Origin of the sequence: Pantoea sp. NGS-ED-1003 (assembly GCF_000738765.1) — a bacterium.
Taxonomy (GTDB): Bacteria; Pseudomonadota; Gammaproteobacteria; order Enterobacterales; family Enterobacteriaceae; genus Pantoea; species Pantoea septica.
This window is the reverse complement of record NZ_JPQA01000005.1, coordinates 299,022-313,973: the sequence shown is the minus strand read 5'-3', so window position 1 is coordinate 313,973 and position 14,952 is coordinate 299,022. Positions and strand designations below refer to the sequence as shown.

The window sequence follows — 14,952 nt, the reverse complement described above, 5'->3', positions numbered from 1 at the left end:
GCTTACCCGATACCCTGAGGAGGCAATCATGACCACACCACAGAACAAAGTCGCCGTCGTTACCGCATCTGATTCCGGCATTGGCCGCGCCAGCGCGCTGATGCTGGCGGAGCAAGGCTACGATCTCGGCATCACCTGGCGTTCCGATGAAGAGGGCGCGCAGGAGACGGCGCGCCTGGTGCGCGACAAAGGCCGCCGTGCGGAACTGATCCACCTCGACCTCGCCGATCCGCAGGAGGGCGGCCGTTCGCTTTCGGCGCTGATCGACAAGCTGGGCCGTATCGACGCGCTGGTCAACAACGCAGGGGCGAACGCTAAATCTGAATTCCTCGACACGCCGTTTGAGGAGTGGCGCAAGGTCTTCAGCGTCGATGTCGACGGCGCCTTTGTCTGCGGGCAGATCGCCGCGCGCAAAATGGTGGAGCAGGGCGACGGCGGGCGCATTATCAATATCACCTCGGTGCATGAGCATACGCCGCTGCCCGACGCCGTCGCCTACACGGCGGCGAAGCACGCCATGGGCGGCCTGACCAAATCGATGGCCATCAGCCTGATCAAACACAATATTCTGGTGAACTCGGTGGCGCCCGGGGCGATCGCCACGCCGATGAACAATATGGGCGACGGCGACGCGCAGAAGATCAAGACGCCGGAGATTCCGATTGGACGGCCGGGCGACGTGCGTGAAATTGCCAGCCTGGTGGCCTGGCTCTGCTCAGAATGGGCCAGCTACACCACCGGACAATCTTTTATCGTCGACGGCGGCTTTATGCTGGCCAATCCGCAGTTTTACGGCGGGAAAGATATTTAACCGGCGCGGCGGGTGTTCCAGCGACGGATCACCCAGCGCAGGGCAAAGGCGAAGACCACCGCCGCGACCAGCCACAGAATATGCTTCAGGTGCTGGTCGAGTTTGTGCAGCCACGGGGCGATAATGCCGCCGGCAAAGTAGCCCAGGGCGACAAAAATCGTCGCCCAGATCGCCGCGCCGATAATATTGAGCAACAGAAATTTCAGCGGCTTCAGATGGCTGGCGCCGATGATAATCGGGCCGATAATGCGAAAGCCGTACATAAAGCGCACGCCGATAACAAACAGGCTGGGATGGCGCTGGATGAGCCGGTTGGCCTTACGCACCTTGTCCTGATGTTTTTTCAGCTTGCGCAGAATTTTCGTGCCGTAGCGACGGCCGATCCAGTAGAGCAGCTCATCGCCGATAATGCCGCCAGCCATCGCCGCCAGCACCACGCCGACAAAGTTGAGCAACCCTTCATGAGCCGCCACGCCGCCCAGCAGCGTAAAGGTTTCCCCTTCGGCGATACAGCCGATCAGCAGCGCCAGATAGCCATATTGCGTAATTAATCCGTTGATATCGAAATGCAAAAGTAAACTCCCTGTTCGGTCAGCGATTCATACATTCTATACCGCTTCGGCCAATCCTTCAGGCAGCCGGCTCGTTCGATCACAATTTTTCGCCTGATCCCGTCGTACTGGCTACAAAAGCAGCAATGCCGTTTATACTTCAGGGAATGCTGCCTGAGGGATCGGCGATGCGGGTTCTGGGCGGCCTTTCGCATCTGCGAGGTGATGATATGAATCATGTCTGGGGTCTTATGGCGCATCCCGATCGGGAAATGCGCGATATCAAGCAAGAGAATGAAAGCGTTTCGCACCATTACACCCACCACGTTCTGCTGATGGCGGCGATCCCGGTGATCTGCGCCTTTATCGGCACTACGCAACTGGGCTGGAATCTGGGCGAAGGGCAGTTTGTCCAGCTTAATCTGCTGACCGGCATTGCGCTCGGCGTGCTCTTTTATCTGATTATCTTAGGCGGCGTGGCGGTTATGGGCCGCGTCATTCACTGGATGGCGCGCGACTATCCGCAGCGGCCCAGCGTGCAGCGCTGTACGGTGTTCGCCGGCTATGTCGCCACGCCACTGTTTCTCAGCGGTATTGTGGCGCTCTATCCGCTGGTCTGGCTCTGCGTGCTGGCGGGCGCGCTGGCGCTGGTTTACACCGGCTATCTGCTCTATATCGGCATTCCGCTGTTTTTGAATATCGACCGTGACGAGAGCCTGCGTTTTTCCGGCTCGACGCTGGCGATCGGCGTGCTGGTATTTGAAGTGCTGCTGGCGCTGACCGTGGTGCTGTGGGGCTACGGGCCGCGGCTGTTTTAACCCCCTGGCCAACCGCGCCAGCGGCGGATAAAGCGCGCCGCCGCGCAAAGCGTCCTGCGACAGAAATGTCCAAAACGTTTTTTTTAACGCCCGGAAACATTCTCGCCAGGAAATTTCTTACGCTTCCGCGTATTATGCTGCTGCCAGCCTCCGCGTGGTCGGCTCTGCGGCGGGCGGCCTGTGTAAAACACGGCGTACTATCTTAATCGGTCTTTTTATAAGATGCCTGTAACCATTCGCTATTCACTGCTTTCGCTGGCGCTGCTGTTCGGCGGCCAGGCGGCTATCGCGCCCGCGCAGGCGGCTACGTCACTTTCTCAGCTCGCGCCGGTCGCCGAGCCGCAAATCGCCTCAGGCAGCGCGATGATCGTCGATCTCAACACCGGGAAAGTGCTGTTCTCCAGCCATCCCAACCGCGTACGGCCTATCGCCTCTATCACCAAGCTGATGACGGTGATGGTGGCGCTGGATGCGAAGCAGTCGCTCGATGAGCGAATTTCAGTGGATATCAGCCACACGCCGGAGATGCGCGGCGTCTTTTCCCGCGTCAAGCTCAATAGCGAAATCAGCCGCCGCAATATGATGCTGCTGGCGCTGATGTCGTCGGAGAACCGCGCGGCGGCCAGCCTGGCGCATCACTATCCCGGCGGCTACGACGCTTTTATCCGCGCCATGAACGCCAAAGCGCGCGCGCTGGGCATGACCCATACGCGCTACGTCGAGCCGACCGGTCTGTCGACTCAGAACGTCTCCAGCGCGGAAGACCTGGTTAAGCTGCTGCGCGCCACGCGCGACTATCCGCTGCTGGGCGAGCTGAGTACCACGAAAGAACAGACTGCGGTCTTCACCCATCCCAGCTATGCGCTGCCGTTCCGCAACACCAACCATCTGGTCTATAAAAACGACTGGCGCATTCAGCTCACCAAAACCGGCTATACCGACGAAGCGGGCCACTGCCTGGCGATGCGCACCACGATCAATAACCGGCCGGTAGCGCTGGTGGTGCTGGACGCCTTCGGCAAATATACCCACTTCGCCGATGCCAACCGTCTGCGCGACTGGCTGGAAACCGGCAAGGCTGCGCCGGTGCCGGCGGCGGCACTCGCCTATAAAAAGCAGAAGGCGGGGCTGGTGGTGAACAACGTCCACGGCGCGGCGGTAGTGGAATAACCCTTTACCGGCGTCCGCGCGCGGACGCCGCAACCTGTTCGACGACAACGGCCAGCATTCCTATAGTTTCCCGGTGCGCCTGGCCCTAAACTACGCGCCAACGCGATGGTCGATCGCCTGAATTTGTGCTGGAACCTCTATATGTTTACGTTACGCCTCTTTTTACCGCTGCTGATGCTGCTGACGGCGACGCTGTTCCCCGCCTGGAGCATGGCAGACGACGATGCGGCCGATGCCGCGCAGCAAGCTGACGCCGCGCCCAAAGTGAACGCGGCGGTTGAACTGCCGAAAATGCAGAAAGTCCTCGACAAGATCAAAGGTCAGGTGTCGGGGCAGACCAATGAAAACCAGCTGACGCAGCTTAACGAGCTGGCGCTGGAGCTGTCGGGCAACGCCGATACGCTCGCGCAGGCGCTGCAGCCGCAGCGTCAGCAGCTCGACGCGCAGCTGGCGGTGCTGGGCCCCGCGCCTAAAGCGGACAGCGGCGTGAAAGAGACGCCGGAAGTGACCCGCAAGCGCAGCTCGCTGGAGTCGCAGAAGAGTAAGCTGGACGATCAGATCAAGCAGGCGGACGGCATTAAAAACAGCGCCCTGATGCTCTCGTCGCAGATCACCAACCTGCGCCGCGATCTGATGAAAACCCAGCTGGCGCTTAACTCCGGCAGTATCCTCGGCCCGCGCTTCTGGGCGCCGCTGTTTGTGAAGCAGGATCTGGACAACGAGAAGATCGACGGCTTCCTGCAGGATTTGCAGGACACCGCCGCGCTGTCGTGGGAGCCGGGCTACCGTTTCGGCACCGTCGCCTGGCTGCTGGCGGCGATGCTGGTGATGACGCTGGGACGCCGCTACAGCGAAGAGTTCCTCGCCTGGATCAGCATCCACAAGATGCCGGAAGGGCGGCTGCGCCGCAGCTTCCTTGCCGCGGCGATCGCCCTGACCACGCTGGCGGCGGTGGTGCTGACCTTTAACTTTACCGCGCTGGCGTTCGCGCGCCGCGATGAGGTCTCCGGCGACGTACAGGACTTCGTGGTGAGTCTGGTGAAGCTCAGCGTCTTCTGCGGCCTGATTGCCGGTCTGGGACGCGCTTTTCTCTCGACGCGGCGTCCGAGCTGGCGTCTGCCCGCCATCTCTAATGAAGTGGCGATGGCGCTGAAGCCGTTCCCGCCGATTACCGCCGCGCTGGTGTTTATTTTCCAGACGGTCGAGAACTTTAACTACACCGTCGGCACCAGCCTGAACACCACGATTTTCGCCAACGGCCTGACGGCGCTGCTGATCGGCAGCACCGCGCTGGCGATCAGCATGCGCACCAACCGCGTGCGTCGCCGTATGGCGCACGAGGGCAACGCGCCGGAAGTGCGCTCGACGCTGGTGGGGCTGATCCAGATGGCGCTGACGCTGACGGCGGTCGCCATTCTGCTGTCGCTGATTATCGGCTACGTTACCCTGGCGCGCTTCCTGAGCTACGAGGTGGTGTGGTGCGGCATTCTGTTCGGTTCGTTCTACTTCCTCAGCCACCTGATTAACGACGGCTGCGAAAGCCTCTTTTCTGTCAACAGCCTGACCGGCCGACGGCTGCAAACTTCGCTTAACATCGACGAGCGCCATCTGCAGCAGGCGGCGACGCTGCTGGCCGCGCTGGGCAAAACCCTGCTGATCGGCTTTGTCGCGCTGGCGCTGCTTAACGGCACCTTCGCCTCGTCGACGCCAATCGAGCTGCTGCAAAAAGCGATTGAGTTCTGGGGCGGCAAAGGGCTGGAGTCGCTGAACATCGTGCCGGCGCACATGGTCAACGCGATTATCTGTCTGGTGGTGGGCATCTACGTGCTGCGCAGCGTGCGCCGCTGGCTCGACAACGATTTCCTGCCGAAAACCACCATGGACGCCGGCATGCGCGTGTCGCTGATCACGCTGTTCAGCAATATCGGCTACGTGCTGGTGATCCTGCTGACGCTGTCGATAATGGGCCTGCAGTGGAACAAGCTGGCGTGGATCGTCAGCGCGCTGTCGGTGGGTATCGGTTTCGGCCTGCAGGAGATTGTGAAGAACTTTATCTCCGGCCTGATCCTGCTGACCGAGCGGCCAGTAAAGGTGGGCGACCTGGTAACCATCAGCGGCATTGAGGGCGATATCCGCCGTATCAACGTACGTGCTACCGAGATCCAGCTGGGCGACAAGTCGACGGTGATCGTGCCGAACTCGCAGTTTATCTCGCAGAACGTGCGCAACGCCACCATGGGCAACGCGCAGGGCGTGGTGACCATTACGCTGACTTTCCCGCTCAATATCGATCCGGTGCGGGTGCGCGAGCTGCTGCTGGAGGTTTATAACGAGAATGAACGTATTCTCGAGACGCCGGAGCCGTCGGTCTCCTTTAAGGATCTGACGGCGCAGGGCATCATCTTGAGCGTGACCGGCAACGTTGCCAGCCAGCGGCAGATTGCAGGCGCGAAGAGCGACCTGCTGTTCGATATTCTGACGCGCCTGCGCAAAGAGGGCATTGTGCTGTCGACGCCGCAGACCATGATTATCGAGCGCCGCCAGCAGATGGCGGAGCAGGCGGCCGATCCGCTGCCTTAAGCCCGCAAGGGGCGCCGACGTGGATGACAGGATTGATCGTTATCCGCGTTTTACGCCCCGAGCCGTCTGCAAAAATCCCTTCATCACAGTCCCCGCTTCCTCAGGGCTGCTTCACCGCCCAGCCTTTCTGCTTGCTGGTTTTGCCAATTCCCGGATTAAAGGTATTGGTGGGATCGAGCCGACGATAGAAGTCCGCCAGCTGCGGCTTCGCCCGATAGAGATGGCCAACGTTATGCTCCGCCGGATACTCTGCGCCGCGCGCCTCTAAAAGCGCCAGCATCTGCTCTTTCAGCGCGTGCGCGTCCACTCCTTTTTTCACAATATAATCCTGATGGAAAACGTGGCAGAAGAAGTGGCCGTAATAGAGGCGATGGCTTAGCGACTGGGTAATTTCCGGCGGCAGGGTTTCAAACCAGTCGCGATCGTTGCGGCGCAGCGCGATATCAAGCGCCAGAATATCTTCGACCTCGTCGGCGTGCACCGCGTGATAGCGCACCGCCGCGCCCGCCGCGGCGAAGCGATGCAAGAAGGCGTGCGCGCCCTCTTTGCCTTCGCACTCGAAAAACGCGCCGCCGCCTTCACGGAAATATTCTTTCAGGTAGTCGCGCGCCTCCTCGACGCCCGCGCCGGACATCTTCAGCAGCAGGTGATGCGCGTATTTATCGCGATACTGCTTCATGCGCTTCGGCAGATGCGCCGGGAAAAGGGCGCTGACGCGCTGCAGCAGGCGATCGGTCAGGTGCGGCTTAACGAAGCTCAGCTTCGCCAGCCAGGCGTCAACGCGTCCCTTCAGCGTGAAAAACAGCGGCATCTTATCGGTGCCCAGCTTGTCGATCATCAGAAAGGTATCTTTGCCGTAGACTTCGGCGATGTCGTAAATATCGCGATGCATATATTCGCCCGCCACCGGCAGATGGGTGAAGTGGGCGAGAATATGGCGGCGAATATCGCTCAGCACCGCCGGATCGTTGGTGCCGATATAGAATACCTGCTGCTGCGGCTCGCAGGGGAAGGTATCCAGCCGCACCGCGAACACCGCCAGCTTGCCCGCGCAGCCGGAGGCTTCGAACAGCCGGCGCGCATCGGCATTGAAGCGCGCCGGCGTATCGGCGTCAACGTGCCGCACGCGGTCGGCATAGTCGGGGTCGGAGGCATGACGTCCGTCGTGCTGCACATCTTCCGCTCGCCAGCGCTCATCGTCCAGCCGGCCGAGGATCTCTTCCGGCGAGGCGCCGAGATCGATGCCGAGATGGTTCACCAGCTTCAGCTTGCCCTGCTCGTCCACCTGGGCGAACAGCGCCATCTCGCTGTAGGCCGGGCCGCGTTTGATCAGCGAACCGCCGGAGTTATTGCAGACGCCGCCCAGCACCGAGGCGCCGATGCAGGAGGAGCCGATCACCGAATGGGGCTCGCGGTTAAGCGGCTTCAGCGTCTTCTCCAGCTGATAAAGGGTACTGCCGGGAAAGGCGAGCACCTGTTTGCCGTCGTCGATCAGCTGCAGCTTATCGAGACGTCGCGTGCTGATAATCACTACCGGCCGATCGTAGTCGTTGCCGCTGGGCGTCGAACCCTCCGTCAGACCGGTATTGGCCGCCTGCATCAGGATAATGGCGTCGGCGCTAACCAGGGTTTGCAGCACGCGCCACAGCTCCAGCAGGGTGCCGGGAAAGACCACCGCCAGCGCCTCGCCTTCGCCGGAGCGAAAGCCTTTGCGGTAGCGCGCGGTCTGCTCCTGGTCGGTAAGCAGGTGGGAGGCGCCAACGTGGCGGCGCAGATCGGAGAGTAAAGCGGAATGAGACGCTGGATGGATCATGTGCAACTCCCTTGTCATTACATGGCGCCATTACTGTAGCACGTCAGGGAAAAGCGCGGCGCAGTGTGACGCTGACAGCTACCTGCTATCCTCAACTTGTGGCACACTGCCGCCTGTTTATTCGATATTGCGCAGTTACTTAAGAGAACCCGACCTGATGAAATGGATTTACTCTGTTAGTCTCGCTGTCTCACTCGCTCTGCAACCCGCGCTGGCCGACGAGCTGACGGGACCGCATCCCATGAACGCGCAGGCGCGCGACGCTTTCGTTAATCAACTCCTGACCAAAATGACGCTGGACGAAAAAATCGGCCAGCTCAGGCTGATCAGCGTGGGGCCGGATACCCCGAAATCGGCGGTTCGCGACATGATACAGAAAGGTCAGGTCGGCGCGATTTTCAATACCGTGACGCGTCAGGATATTCGCGCCATGCAGGATCAGGTGATGCAGCTCAACCGCCTGAAAATTCCGCTGTTTTTCGCCTATGACGTGGTGCATGGCCAGCGTACCATTTTCCCTATCCCGCTGGGGCTCGCCGCCAGCTGGGATCTCGACGCCGTCAGCGAGGTCGGACGCGTCTCGGCCTATGAAGCCGCCGACGACGGGCTGAACATGACCTGGGCGCCGATGGTAGACGTCAGCCGCGAACCGCGCTGGGGCCGCATCTCCGAAGGGTTCGGCGAAGACACCTGGCTCTCCTCGAAGATGGGCAGCACCATGGTGAAGGCGATGCAGGGCAAAAGCCCCGCCGATCGCTATGCGGTAATGACCAGCGTCAAACACTTCGCCGCCTATGGCGGTATCGAGGGCGGCCGCGACTACAACACCGTGGACATGAGCTCGCAGCGCCTGTTCCAGGACTATCTGCCGCCCTATAAAGCGTCGCTCGACGCCGGCAGCGGCGGCGTGATGGTGGCGCTTAACTCGCTTAACGGCGCGCCCGCCACCGCCGACGGCTGGCTGCTGAAAACGGTGCTGCGCGATCAGTGGAAATTCAAAGGCATCACCATCAGCGACCACGGCGCGATTAAAGAGCTGCTCAAGCACGGCGTGGCGACCGATCCCGAGGATGCGGTGCGCGTCGCCCTGAAGTCGGGCATCGATATGAGCATGAGCGACGAGTACTACAGCAAATATCTGCCGGGCCTGGTGAAGCGCGGCGCGGTGAGCATGGCGGAGATCGACGACGCGGCGCGCCATGTGCTGAACGTTAAATATGATATGGGGCTGTTCAACGATCCTTATAGCCATCTTGGCCCGAAAGAGAGCGATCCGCAGGATACCAACGCCGAAAGCCGCCTGCACCGCGCCGAAGCGCGCGATGTGGCGCGTAAAAGCATCGTTCTGCTGAAAAACCGGCTGGAAACCCTGCCGCTGAAGCGCGCCGGCACCATTGCGCTGATTGGGCCGCTGGCGGATAGCCAGCGCGACATTATGGGCAGCTGGTCGGCAGCGGGCGTGGCGAAGCAGTCGGTAAGCCTGCTGCAGGGCATGCGTAACGCCACCGCAGGCAAAGCGTCGCTGCTCTACGCGAAAGGCGCCAACATCAGCGACAACAAAGGCATTCAGGACTTCCTTAACCTCTACGAGCAGGCGGTGTCGGTGGACGCGCGCTCGCCGCAGGCGCTGATTGACGAGGCAGTGGAGAAGGCGAAGCAGGCGGACGTGGTGGTCGCGGCGGTCGGCGAAGCGCAGGGGATGGCGCATGAGGCCTCCAGCCGCAGCGAACTCACCATTCCAGCCAGCCAGCAGAAGCTGCTGGCGGCGCTGAAGGCCACCGGCAAACCGCTGGTGATCGTGCTGATGAACGGCCGACCGCTGACGCTGGTCAATGAAGATCGCATGGCGGACGCGCTGCTGGAAACCTGGTTCAGCGGCACTGAAGGCGGCAACGCCATCGCCGACGTGCTGTTCGGCGACTACAACCCGTCCGGCAAGCTGCCGATTACCTTCCCGCGCTCGGTGGGGCAGATCCCGCTCTACTACAACCATCTGCCGACCGGCCGTCCTTACAACTTCGCCAAGCCGAACAAATACACCTCGCACTACTATGATTCAGTGAACGGCCCGCTCTATCCGTTTGGCTACGGGCTGAGCTACACCCGCTTCAGCGTCTCGCCGGTGAAAATGTCGGCGGCCACGATGCCGCGCAACGGCACGGTCGAGGCGAGCGTGACGGTGACCAATACCGGCGACCGCGACGGCGCGACGGTGGTACAGATGTACCTGAACGATCCGGTCGCCTCCATCAGCCGTCCGGTGCGCGAGCTGCGCGGCTTTAAGCGGATTATGCTTAAAGCAGGCGAATCGCAGACCGTCAGCTTTAAGATCGACGTGGACGCGCTGAAGTTCTGGAACCAGCAGATGCAACAGGTAGCGGAGCCAGGCAAGTTCAACGTGATGATCGGACTTGATTCGGTACGCACCCAGAACGCGCAGTTCGACTATCTCTGACGCTGCACGATACGCTGCTCCCGGCCTGGCGGCCGGGAGCAGCGGGCACACCAGGCCAACCGCAACCTTATGAACAGCATCCGCAACCGTATCCAGAACCAGGTTTTTCGCGTTAACGGCCTGGCGCTTAATGAGTTCGATATTTCGCAGCCGCCCGGCGATCCCGGCCTGTTCGGCCCCGACAGCGTTATCTGGCGCGTGCACGGCGACTTTCCCGCCATGCTGTGCGGCGGCATCAGCGCCTTGCTGTTACAGATGCTGCATCCTTCCGCGCTGGCGGGCGTCTGGGATCATTCCAACTTCCGCCAGGATATGATGGGCCGCCTGCGGCGCACCAGCCAGTTCATCGCCGTCACCACCTTCGGCAATCGTCACGACGCCAGCCTGCTGATTGAGCGCATTAAAAACATTCATCTGCGCGTCAGCGGCGTCGACAATTACGGGCAGCCCTACGCCGCCAGCGACCCGCGTCTTCTTACCTGGGTGCACGTCGCCGAAACCAGCGCCTTTCTCGCCGCGCATCTGCGCTTTAAAAATCCGCAGCTCAGCCTGGCGGAGCAGGATCGCTACTATCAGGAAGCGGCGCTGATCGCCGAAGCGCTGGGGGCCACCGGCGTGCCGAAAAGCGTCGAGGCGGTGAGGCGATACCTGCAGGATATGCGCGGCGAGCTACGCTATGACGAGCGCACCGCCGAGGTGACGCGCCTGCTGCGCGAGGCGCCTGCGCCAGGCTGGCAGGCAAAGCCAGCGATGAAAGTGATGCTGAATTCCGGCATGGCCCTGCTGCCCGACTGGGCGCAGCAGATGTCCGGCTATCGCTTCAGCCCGCTGTCGCGCGCGCTGCTCGACGCCGAGATGCGGCTGCTGGCGAAAACCCTGCGCTGGTCAATTACGCGCGGCGCATACCATCGCGCCATGCTGCGCATGGGACGCCAGCCTTAACGCCTTCTTAACCTTTTCTGTACGCCAGCCTGTCGACGCTATGCCGCCGCTTAACAGCGCGGCGGCAGTAAAGGTAACCGAAGATTAATGATGAAATTCGTCGTGCGGCCGCGTATAGCTGCGCGGCGCGCGCGTCTGCCGCTGCTTTGCCGTCCGGCGCTGCTGCAGGCGGTGCGCCAGCAGGCCCAGCCCGGCGCCGATGGCGGCCAGCGACAGCAGGCCGAAGGTGAGGTCGACAGGCAGCAGGATAAGCGCCGCCAGGCCGACCGCTATCAGCGTGACGGCAAGCGTAAGCGTGGTGTAGCGATAAAGAAGCCAGAGAAAAAGCGCGAGAAACGCCAGCTCGCGCCAGGCAAAATCGGTAACGGGCTGCATCATGCGCCTCCGATAAAAAGGTGAGATCGACCTTAGCACGCCGCTGCGCGCCAGAAACGCGAATAGCGTTTCACCATCCGGGCTGCCCACTCTTTAGCGGCGTTGCGCCTTTCCGCGCCGCGCCGCGTTCTCCGCTTTACTTTTGCTTACCCTTGCGCAGGCGCATTGCGCCGACTTTGAGAGTTTTACCCTTGTCTCACGTGGCGGCAGTGGGGATCCTGCTCTAATCTCGGGGAAATGGATCCCTAAGCTTTGTCGAGGCGCTATGACTTACCAACCTCTGATTGCTGAGGTCCACAATCAGCAACATACACTGACGGCGATTGTCGAACAGGATGAGCGCACCGCTTACTTCTACATCTGGCCGACGGATCTGTTCCGCAGCCAGTATGCGGTGCGCGGCTGCTGGCTGCGCAATCTGCTGCCTGCGCCGGCGCAGGAAGATCGCGCGGCGATGGAGCAGGGCATCGCGCCGCTGCTCAGCGCCGAGTATTGCCGCACGCTGGAGGCGGAGCCGCCGCTCGATCCGGCGGGCCTGCAGGTGCTGTGGGAGCCGAGCGACGACGGCGCGGCGCTGTGGTATTACGGCCAGCTGCTGGCAGTGATCCCCGGCTGGAGCCTCTACCAGGATAAACAGGTCAGCTTCTCTGCCGGCTGCATCAAAAAAAACCGGCTGACCGCGCCGCTTGGCTCCGCCTCCACCAACGACTACTACGCGCGCGCGGAGCATCAGCGTCAGTTCTGGCGCGACTGGCACGACGGCAACGAGTGGGATCGGGTGCAGCAGGCGCTGCTGCAGCGCTATCAGGCGCAGTTCGGCGAGTCGGTGAAGTATTACGCCATCGATCAGGGCAGCTGGCCGCCGATGGCTATCTCCCAGCACTGGCATCAGGGCGTATGGTATTTCCTCACGCTCGGCATGATCATTCGCCCGATGCCGCAGGTCGACTATCTGTTCGACGAACTGGCGCCGCAGTATCGCCGCGTCGAGCTGGCGATGGCGGTGGATGGCGAAGTGATGACCGAAGGCAATGCGGTGCAGATGGCGAGCGCGCTGGCGGAGTTCGCCCATCTGCCCTGGGCGCGTCTCACCTGGCTGGGCGAAGGGCATACGCTGGCGTCGGAAGTGGCGCCGGTCGGTTTTGAAAGCTTTCTGCTGGCCAACGCGCTGGCGGACGAGAGCGCGCAGTTTAACCTGCCGAAGCGCGACGGCGATCGGCCTAACCTGCTGTGGGCGACGCCGATCACCGAAGCGGAGCGTCAGTTCGCGCAGGCGGATGAGCTGGGCGGTCAGCAGCTGGCGGAGCTGCTGATGGCGGCGGGCAATAACCATATCTTCCGTCCGCGCCAGCAGGTAGTGGAGAGCGAAATCTGACGGCGGCGCGCTGCTTGCCCAGCGCGCCGCCGGTCGTTAGTGACTAAATAATCACCTGCCTCAACGAGTTGTTAAATTTGTGATCTCGCGCATCTCAAGTTAGCTGCTGCTGCGCCGTTAACCCTGATCAGGCAATCGCGCCGTTTCTGCCAGGGGAAAGCAGATGCTAAAAACAACTCAGTCCCGCTTTACCGCGGTTCTTGTACTCTTTTTTCTCGTTTTGATGCTCATCACCGTAGTAGTGATTAAACAGTTTATCTCGCCACAGCTGACCGCGAATCAGAGCCAGCTGGTGCGCTACCAGGTTGACGCGCTGGCGACCGGCATCGTGGAACAGATGAACCGCGTTCAGGCGCAGCAGCGCGCCATCACCGAAGCCGCGAGCGTGATGGAGAGTCCCGCCATCGATCAGATGCTGCCGGCGCTGGTGAACCAGTATCAGGACAGCAACGTCTTCGGCGGCGGCATCTGGCCGCTGCCTAACCGTCGCGATCCGGCGAAAGAGAAAGACAGCAGCTTCTTTGCGCGCAACGCCAGCAACCAGCTGCAGGTCAACACCTACTGGAACTCCGACGCCGCCGATAAATACTGGGAGCAACCCTGGTACAAGGACGGCATGGCCGCGCCGAAAGGGCAGTGCGCCTGGGCGAAAGCCTATCAGGACGCCGCTAGTCCGCAGCCGCGCACCAACTGCGCCATGGCGATCTACCGCGACGGCACCGTCTGGGGCGTCGCCACCATCGACGTCACCCTCGGCTTTTTCAACCATCTGGCGAAAGAGATGGGCGACGCCATTCAGGGACGCGTGCTGATCGTCGAGGCCGACGGCAAAGTGGTGGGCAACGCCGCGCTGGTAGACGGCACGCCGAAGCTGGAAAACCTGACCGATCTGCAACTGCCGATGGCGGCGCCGCTGAAGGGCCTGCTGAGCGGCGCAGGCTCGCAGCCGACCGAGACGACCTTTGACGGCGAGGATGGCGAACATACGCTGTTCCTGCAGGCTATCCCGGGCAGCCCGTGGTATCTGGCCAGCGACGTGCCGACCAGCCTGCTCACCGCGCAGGCGCACAGCATGCTGACGCGTCTCGGCCTGGTGCAGATCCCGCTGGCGATCGTGCTGCTGCTGGTGCTGCTGGGCTTTATCCGCGCGATGATGCAGCGCCTTAACGTGCTGCACCGCAACATCGACGCGCTGGCGCAGGGCGGGGCCGATCTGACCCAGCGTTTGCCGACCAGCAACAGCCCGGAGTTCAACGCCGTGGCGCAGAGCTTCAACAACTTTATCGGCTATCTGCAGGGGCTGATGCGTCAGGTCGGCGACAGCGCGCTGGCGATCACCGCTGCGTCGCGCGAGATCGCCAGCGGCAACGCCAACCTCTCGTCACGCACCGAAGATCAGGCCAGCTCGATCGTCGAAACCGCCGCCTCTATGGAGCAGCTGACCGGCACGGTGCGCCAGAACGCCGACAACGCTACCCACGCCAATCAACTGGCGGGCAATGCGTCGCAGGTGGCGGCGCGCGGTACGGAAGTGGTGCGTCAGGTGGTGAGCACCATGGGCGAGATCCATCATTCATCGCGCAAAGTGGTCGATATTATCAGCGTCATCGACAGCATCGCCTTCCAGACCAATATCCTGGCGCTCAACGCCGCGGTAGAAGCGGCGCGCGCAGGCGAGCAGGGCCGCGGCTTCGCGGTGGTCGCCTCTGAAGTGCGTAACCTGGCGCAACGTTCGGCCAACTCGGCGCGCGAAATCAAAAAGCTGATCGAAGAGTCGGTGGCCAATATCGACGCCGGCAGTCAGCTGGTGGAGCAGGCGGGCGAGACCATGGACGAACTGATGCAGGGCGTCAGCAGCGTCACCACGCTGATGAGCGAAATCATGTCCGCCAGCCGCGAGCAGAGCATGGGCATCGAGCAGGTCAACGTGGCGATCACCCAGCTCGACGGCACGACGCAGCAGAATGCCGCGCTGGTGGAGCAGGTTTCCGCCGCTGCCCAGGCGATGGAAGAGCAGAGCGTGCAGCTGGAGCAGGTGGTGCAAAGCTTCCGCCTGTAAGCG

General features: G+C 61.8%; 11 protein-coding genes. 8 read left to right on the top strand and 3 right to left on the bottom strand.

The features are described from left to right. Window positions 1–28: 28 nt before the first annotated feature. Window positions 29–811, top strand: a complete 783-nt coding sequence (locus JS46_RS12365) for an SDR family oxidoreductase (RefSeq protein ID WP_033751536.1) — start codon at window positions 29–31, stop codon at window positions 809–811. Here the strand turns inward: JS46_RS12365 and JS46_RS12360 are convergent. Beyond that, on the bottom strand, window positions 808–1,383 hold the full coding sequence (locus tag JS46_RS12360) for a DedA family protein (protein ID WP_033751534.1): 576 nt from the start codon (window positions 1,381–1,383) through the stop codon (window positions 808–810). The genes JS46_RS12365 and JS46_RS12360 overlap by 4 nt on opposite strands. Window positions 1,384–1,592: 209 nt before the next feature. Between JS46_RS12360 and JS46_RS12355 the strand changes: the two genes are divergently transcribed. From JS46_RS12355 to JS46_RS12345, 3 genes are all read left to right on the top strand, one after another. Then, window positions 1,593–2,180 carry a Yip1 family protein gene (locus tag JS46_RS12355; protein WP_033751944.1) on the top strand — a complete coding sequence of 196 codons (588 nt, stop codon included), beginning with the start codon at window positions 1,593–1,595 and terminating at the stop codon, window positions 2,178–2,180. Between the two features lie 222 nt (window positions 2,181–2,402). Continuing rightward, a complete protein-coding gene (gene pbpG, locus JS46_RS12350; RefSeq protein WP_033751531.1) occupies window positions 2,403–3,350 on the top strand; it encodes a D-alanyl-D-alanine endopeptidase in 948 nt (315 codons plus the stop codon). 141 nt (window positions 3,351–3,491) lie between these two features. Next, the gene (locus JS46_RS12345) at window positions 3,492–5,930 is read left to right on the top strand and encodes a DUF3772 domain-containing protein (RefSeq protein ID WP_033751528.1); all 2,439 of its coding nucleotides are present in this window, start codon (window positions 3,492–3,494) and stop codon (window positions 5,928–5,930) included. Between the two features lie 100 nt (window positions 5,931–6,030). Here the strand turns inward: JS46_RS12345 and dld are convergent, their stop codons facing one another. Beyond that, entirely contained in the window at window positions 6,031–7,743 is a 1,713-nt protein-coding gene (gene dld / locus JS46_RS12340) for a D-lactate dehydrogenase (RefSeq protein ID WP_033751526.1), read from the bottom strand. Between the two features lie 157 nt (window positions 7,744–7,900). Between dld and bglX the strand changes: the two genes are divergently transcribed. Continuing rightward, window positions 7,901–10,198 carry a beta-glucosidase BglX gene (gene bglX, locus JS46_RS12335; protein WP_033751523.1) on the top strand — a complete coding sequence of 766 codons (2,298 nt, stop codon included), beginning with the start codon at window positions 7,901–7,903 and terminating at the stop codon, window positions 10,196–10,198. Between the two features lie 69 nt (window positions 10,199–10,267). Next, window positions 10,268–11,140, top strand: a complete 873-nt coding sequence (locus JS46_RS12330) for an oxygenase MpaB family protein (RefSeq protein WP_033751520.1) — start codon at window positions 10,268–10,270, stop codon at window positions 11,138–11,140. Between the two features lie 84 nt (window positions 11,141–11,224). Here the strand turns inward: JS46_RS12330 and JS46_RS12325 are convergent, their stop codons facing one another. After that, window positions 11,225–11,518 carry a hypothetical protein gene (locus JS46_RS12325; RefSeq protein WP_033751517.1) on the bottom strand — a complete coding sequence of 98 codons (294 nt, stop codon included), beginning with the start codon at window positions 11,516–11,518 and terminating at the stop codon, window positions 11,225–11,227. Between the two features lie 262 nt (window positions 11,519–11,780). Between JS46_RS12325 and JS46_RS12320 the strand changes: the two genes are divergently transcribed. Further along, on the top strand, window positions 11,781–12,890 hold the full coding sequence (locus tag JS46_RS12320) for a suppressor of fused domain protein (RefSeq protein ID WP_033751514.1): 1,110 nt from the start codon (window positions 11,781–11,783) through the stop codon (window positions 12,888–12,890). Window positions 12,891–13,053: 163 nt separating this feature from the next. Continuing rightward, entirely contained in the window at window positions 13,054–14,949 is a 1,896-nt protein-coding gene (locus JS46_RS12315) for a methyl-accepting chemotaxis protein (RefSeq protein ID WP_033751511.1), read from the top strand. The last annotated feature ends 3 nt before the right edge of the window (window positions 14,950–14,952 follow it).

What these genes read in the sequence shown, in the direction of transcription:
- JS46_RS12365 (WP_033751536.1), top strand. Translation starts at nt 29, where the DNA reads ATGACCACACCACAGAACAAAGTCGCCGTCGTTACCGCATCTGATTCC.
- JS46_RS12355 (WP_033751944.1), top strand. Translation starts at nt 1,593, where the DNA reads ATGAATCATGTCTGGGGTCTTATGGCGCATCCCGATCGGGAAATGCGC.
- pbpG (WP_033751531.1), top strand. Translation starts at nt 2,403, where the DNA reads ATGCCTGTAACCATTCGCTATTCACTGCTTTCGCTGGCGCTGCTGTTC.
- JS46_RS12345 (WP_033751528.1), top strand. Translation starts at nt 3,492, where the DNA reads ATGTTTACGTTACGCCTCTTTTTACCGCTGCTGATGCTGCTGACGGCG.
- dld (WP_033751526.1), bottom strand. Translation starts at nt 7,743, where the DNA reads ATGATCCATCCAGCGTCTCATTCCGCTTTACTCTCCGATCTGCGCCGC.
- bglX (WP_033751523.1), top strand. Translation starts at nt 7,901, where the DNA reads ATGAAATGGATTTACTCTGTTAGTCTCGCTGTCTCACTCGCTCTGCAA.
- JS46_RS12330 (WP_033751520.1), top strand. Translation starts at nt 10,268, where the DNA reads ATGAACAGCATCCGCAACCGTATCCAGAACCAGGTTTTTCGCGTTAAC.
- JS46_RS12325 (WP_033751517.1), bottom strand. Translation starts at nt 11,518, where the DNA reads ATGATGCAGCCCGTTACCGATTTTGCCTGGCGCGAGCTGGCGTTTCTC.
- JS46_RS12320 (WP_033751514.1), top strand. Translation starts at nt 11,781, where the DNA reads ATGACTTACCAACCTCTGATTGCTGAGGTCCACAATCAGCAACATACA.
- JS46_RS12315 (WP_033751511.1), top strand. Translation starts at nt 13,054, where the DNA reads ATGCTAAAAACAACTCAGTCCCGCTTTACCGCGGTTCTTGTACTCTTT.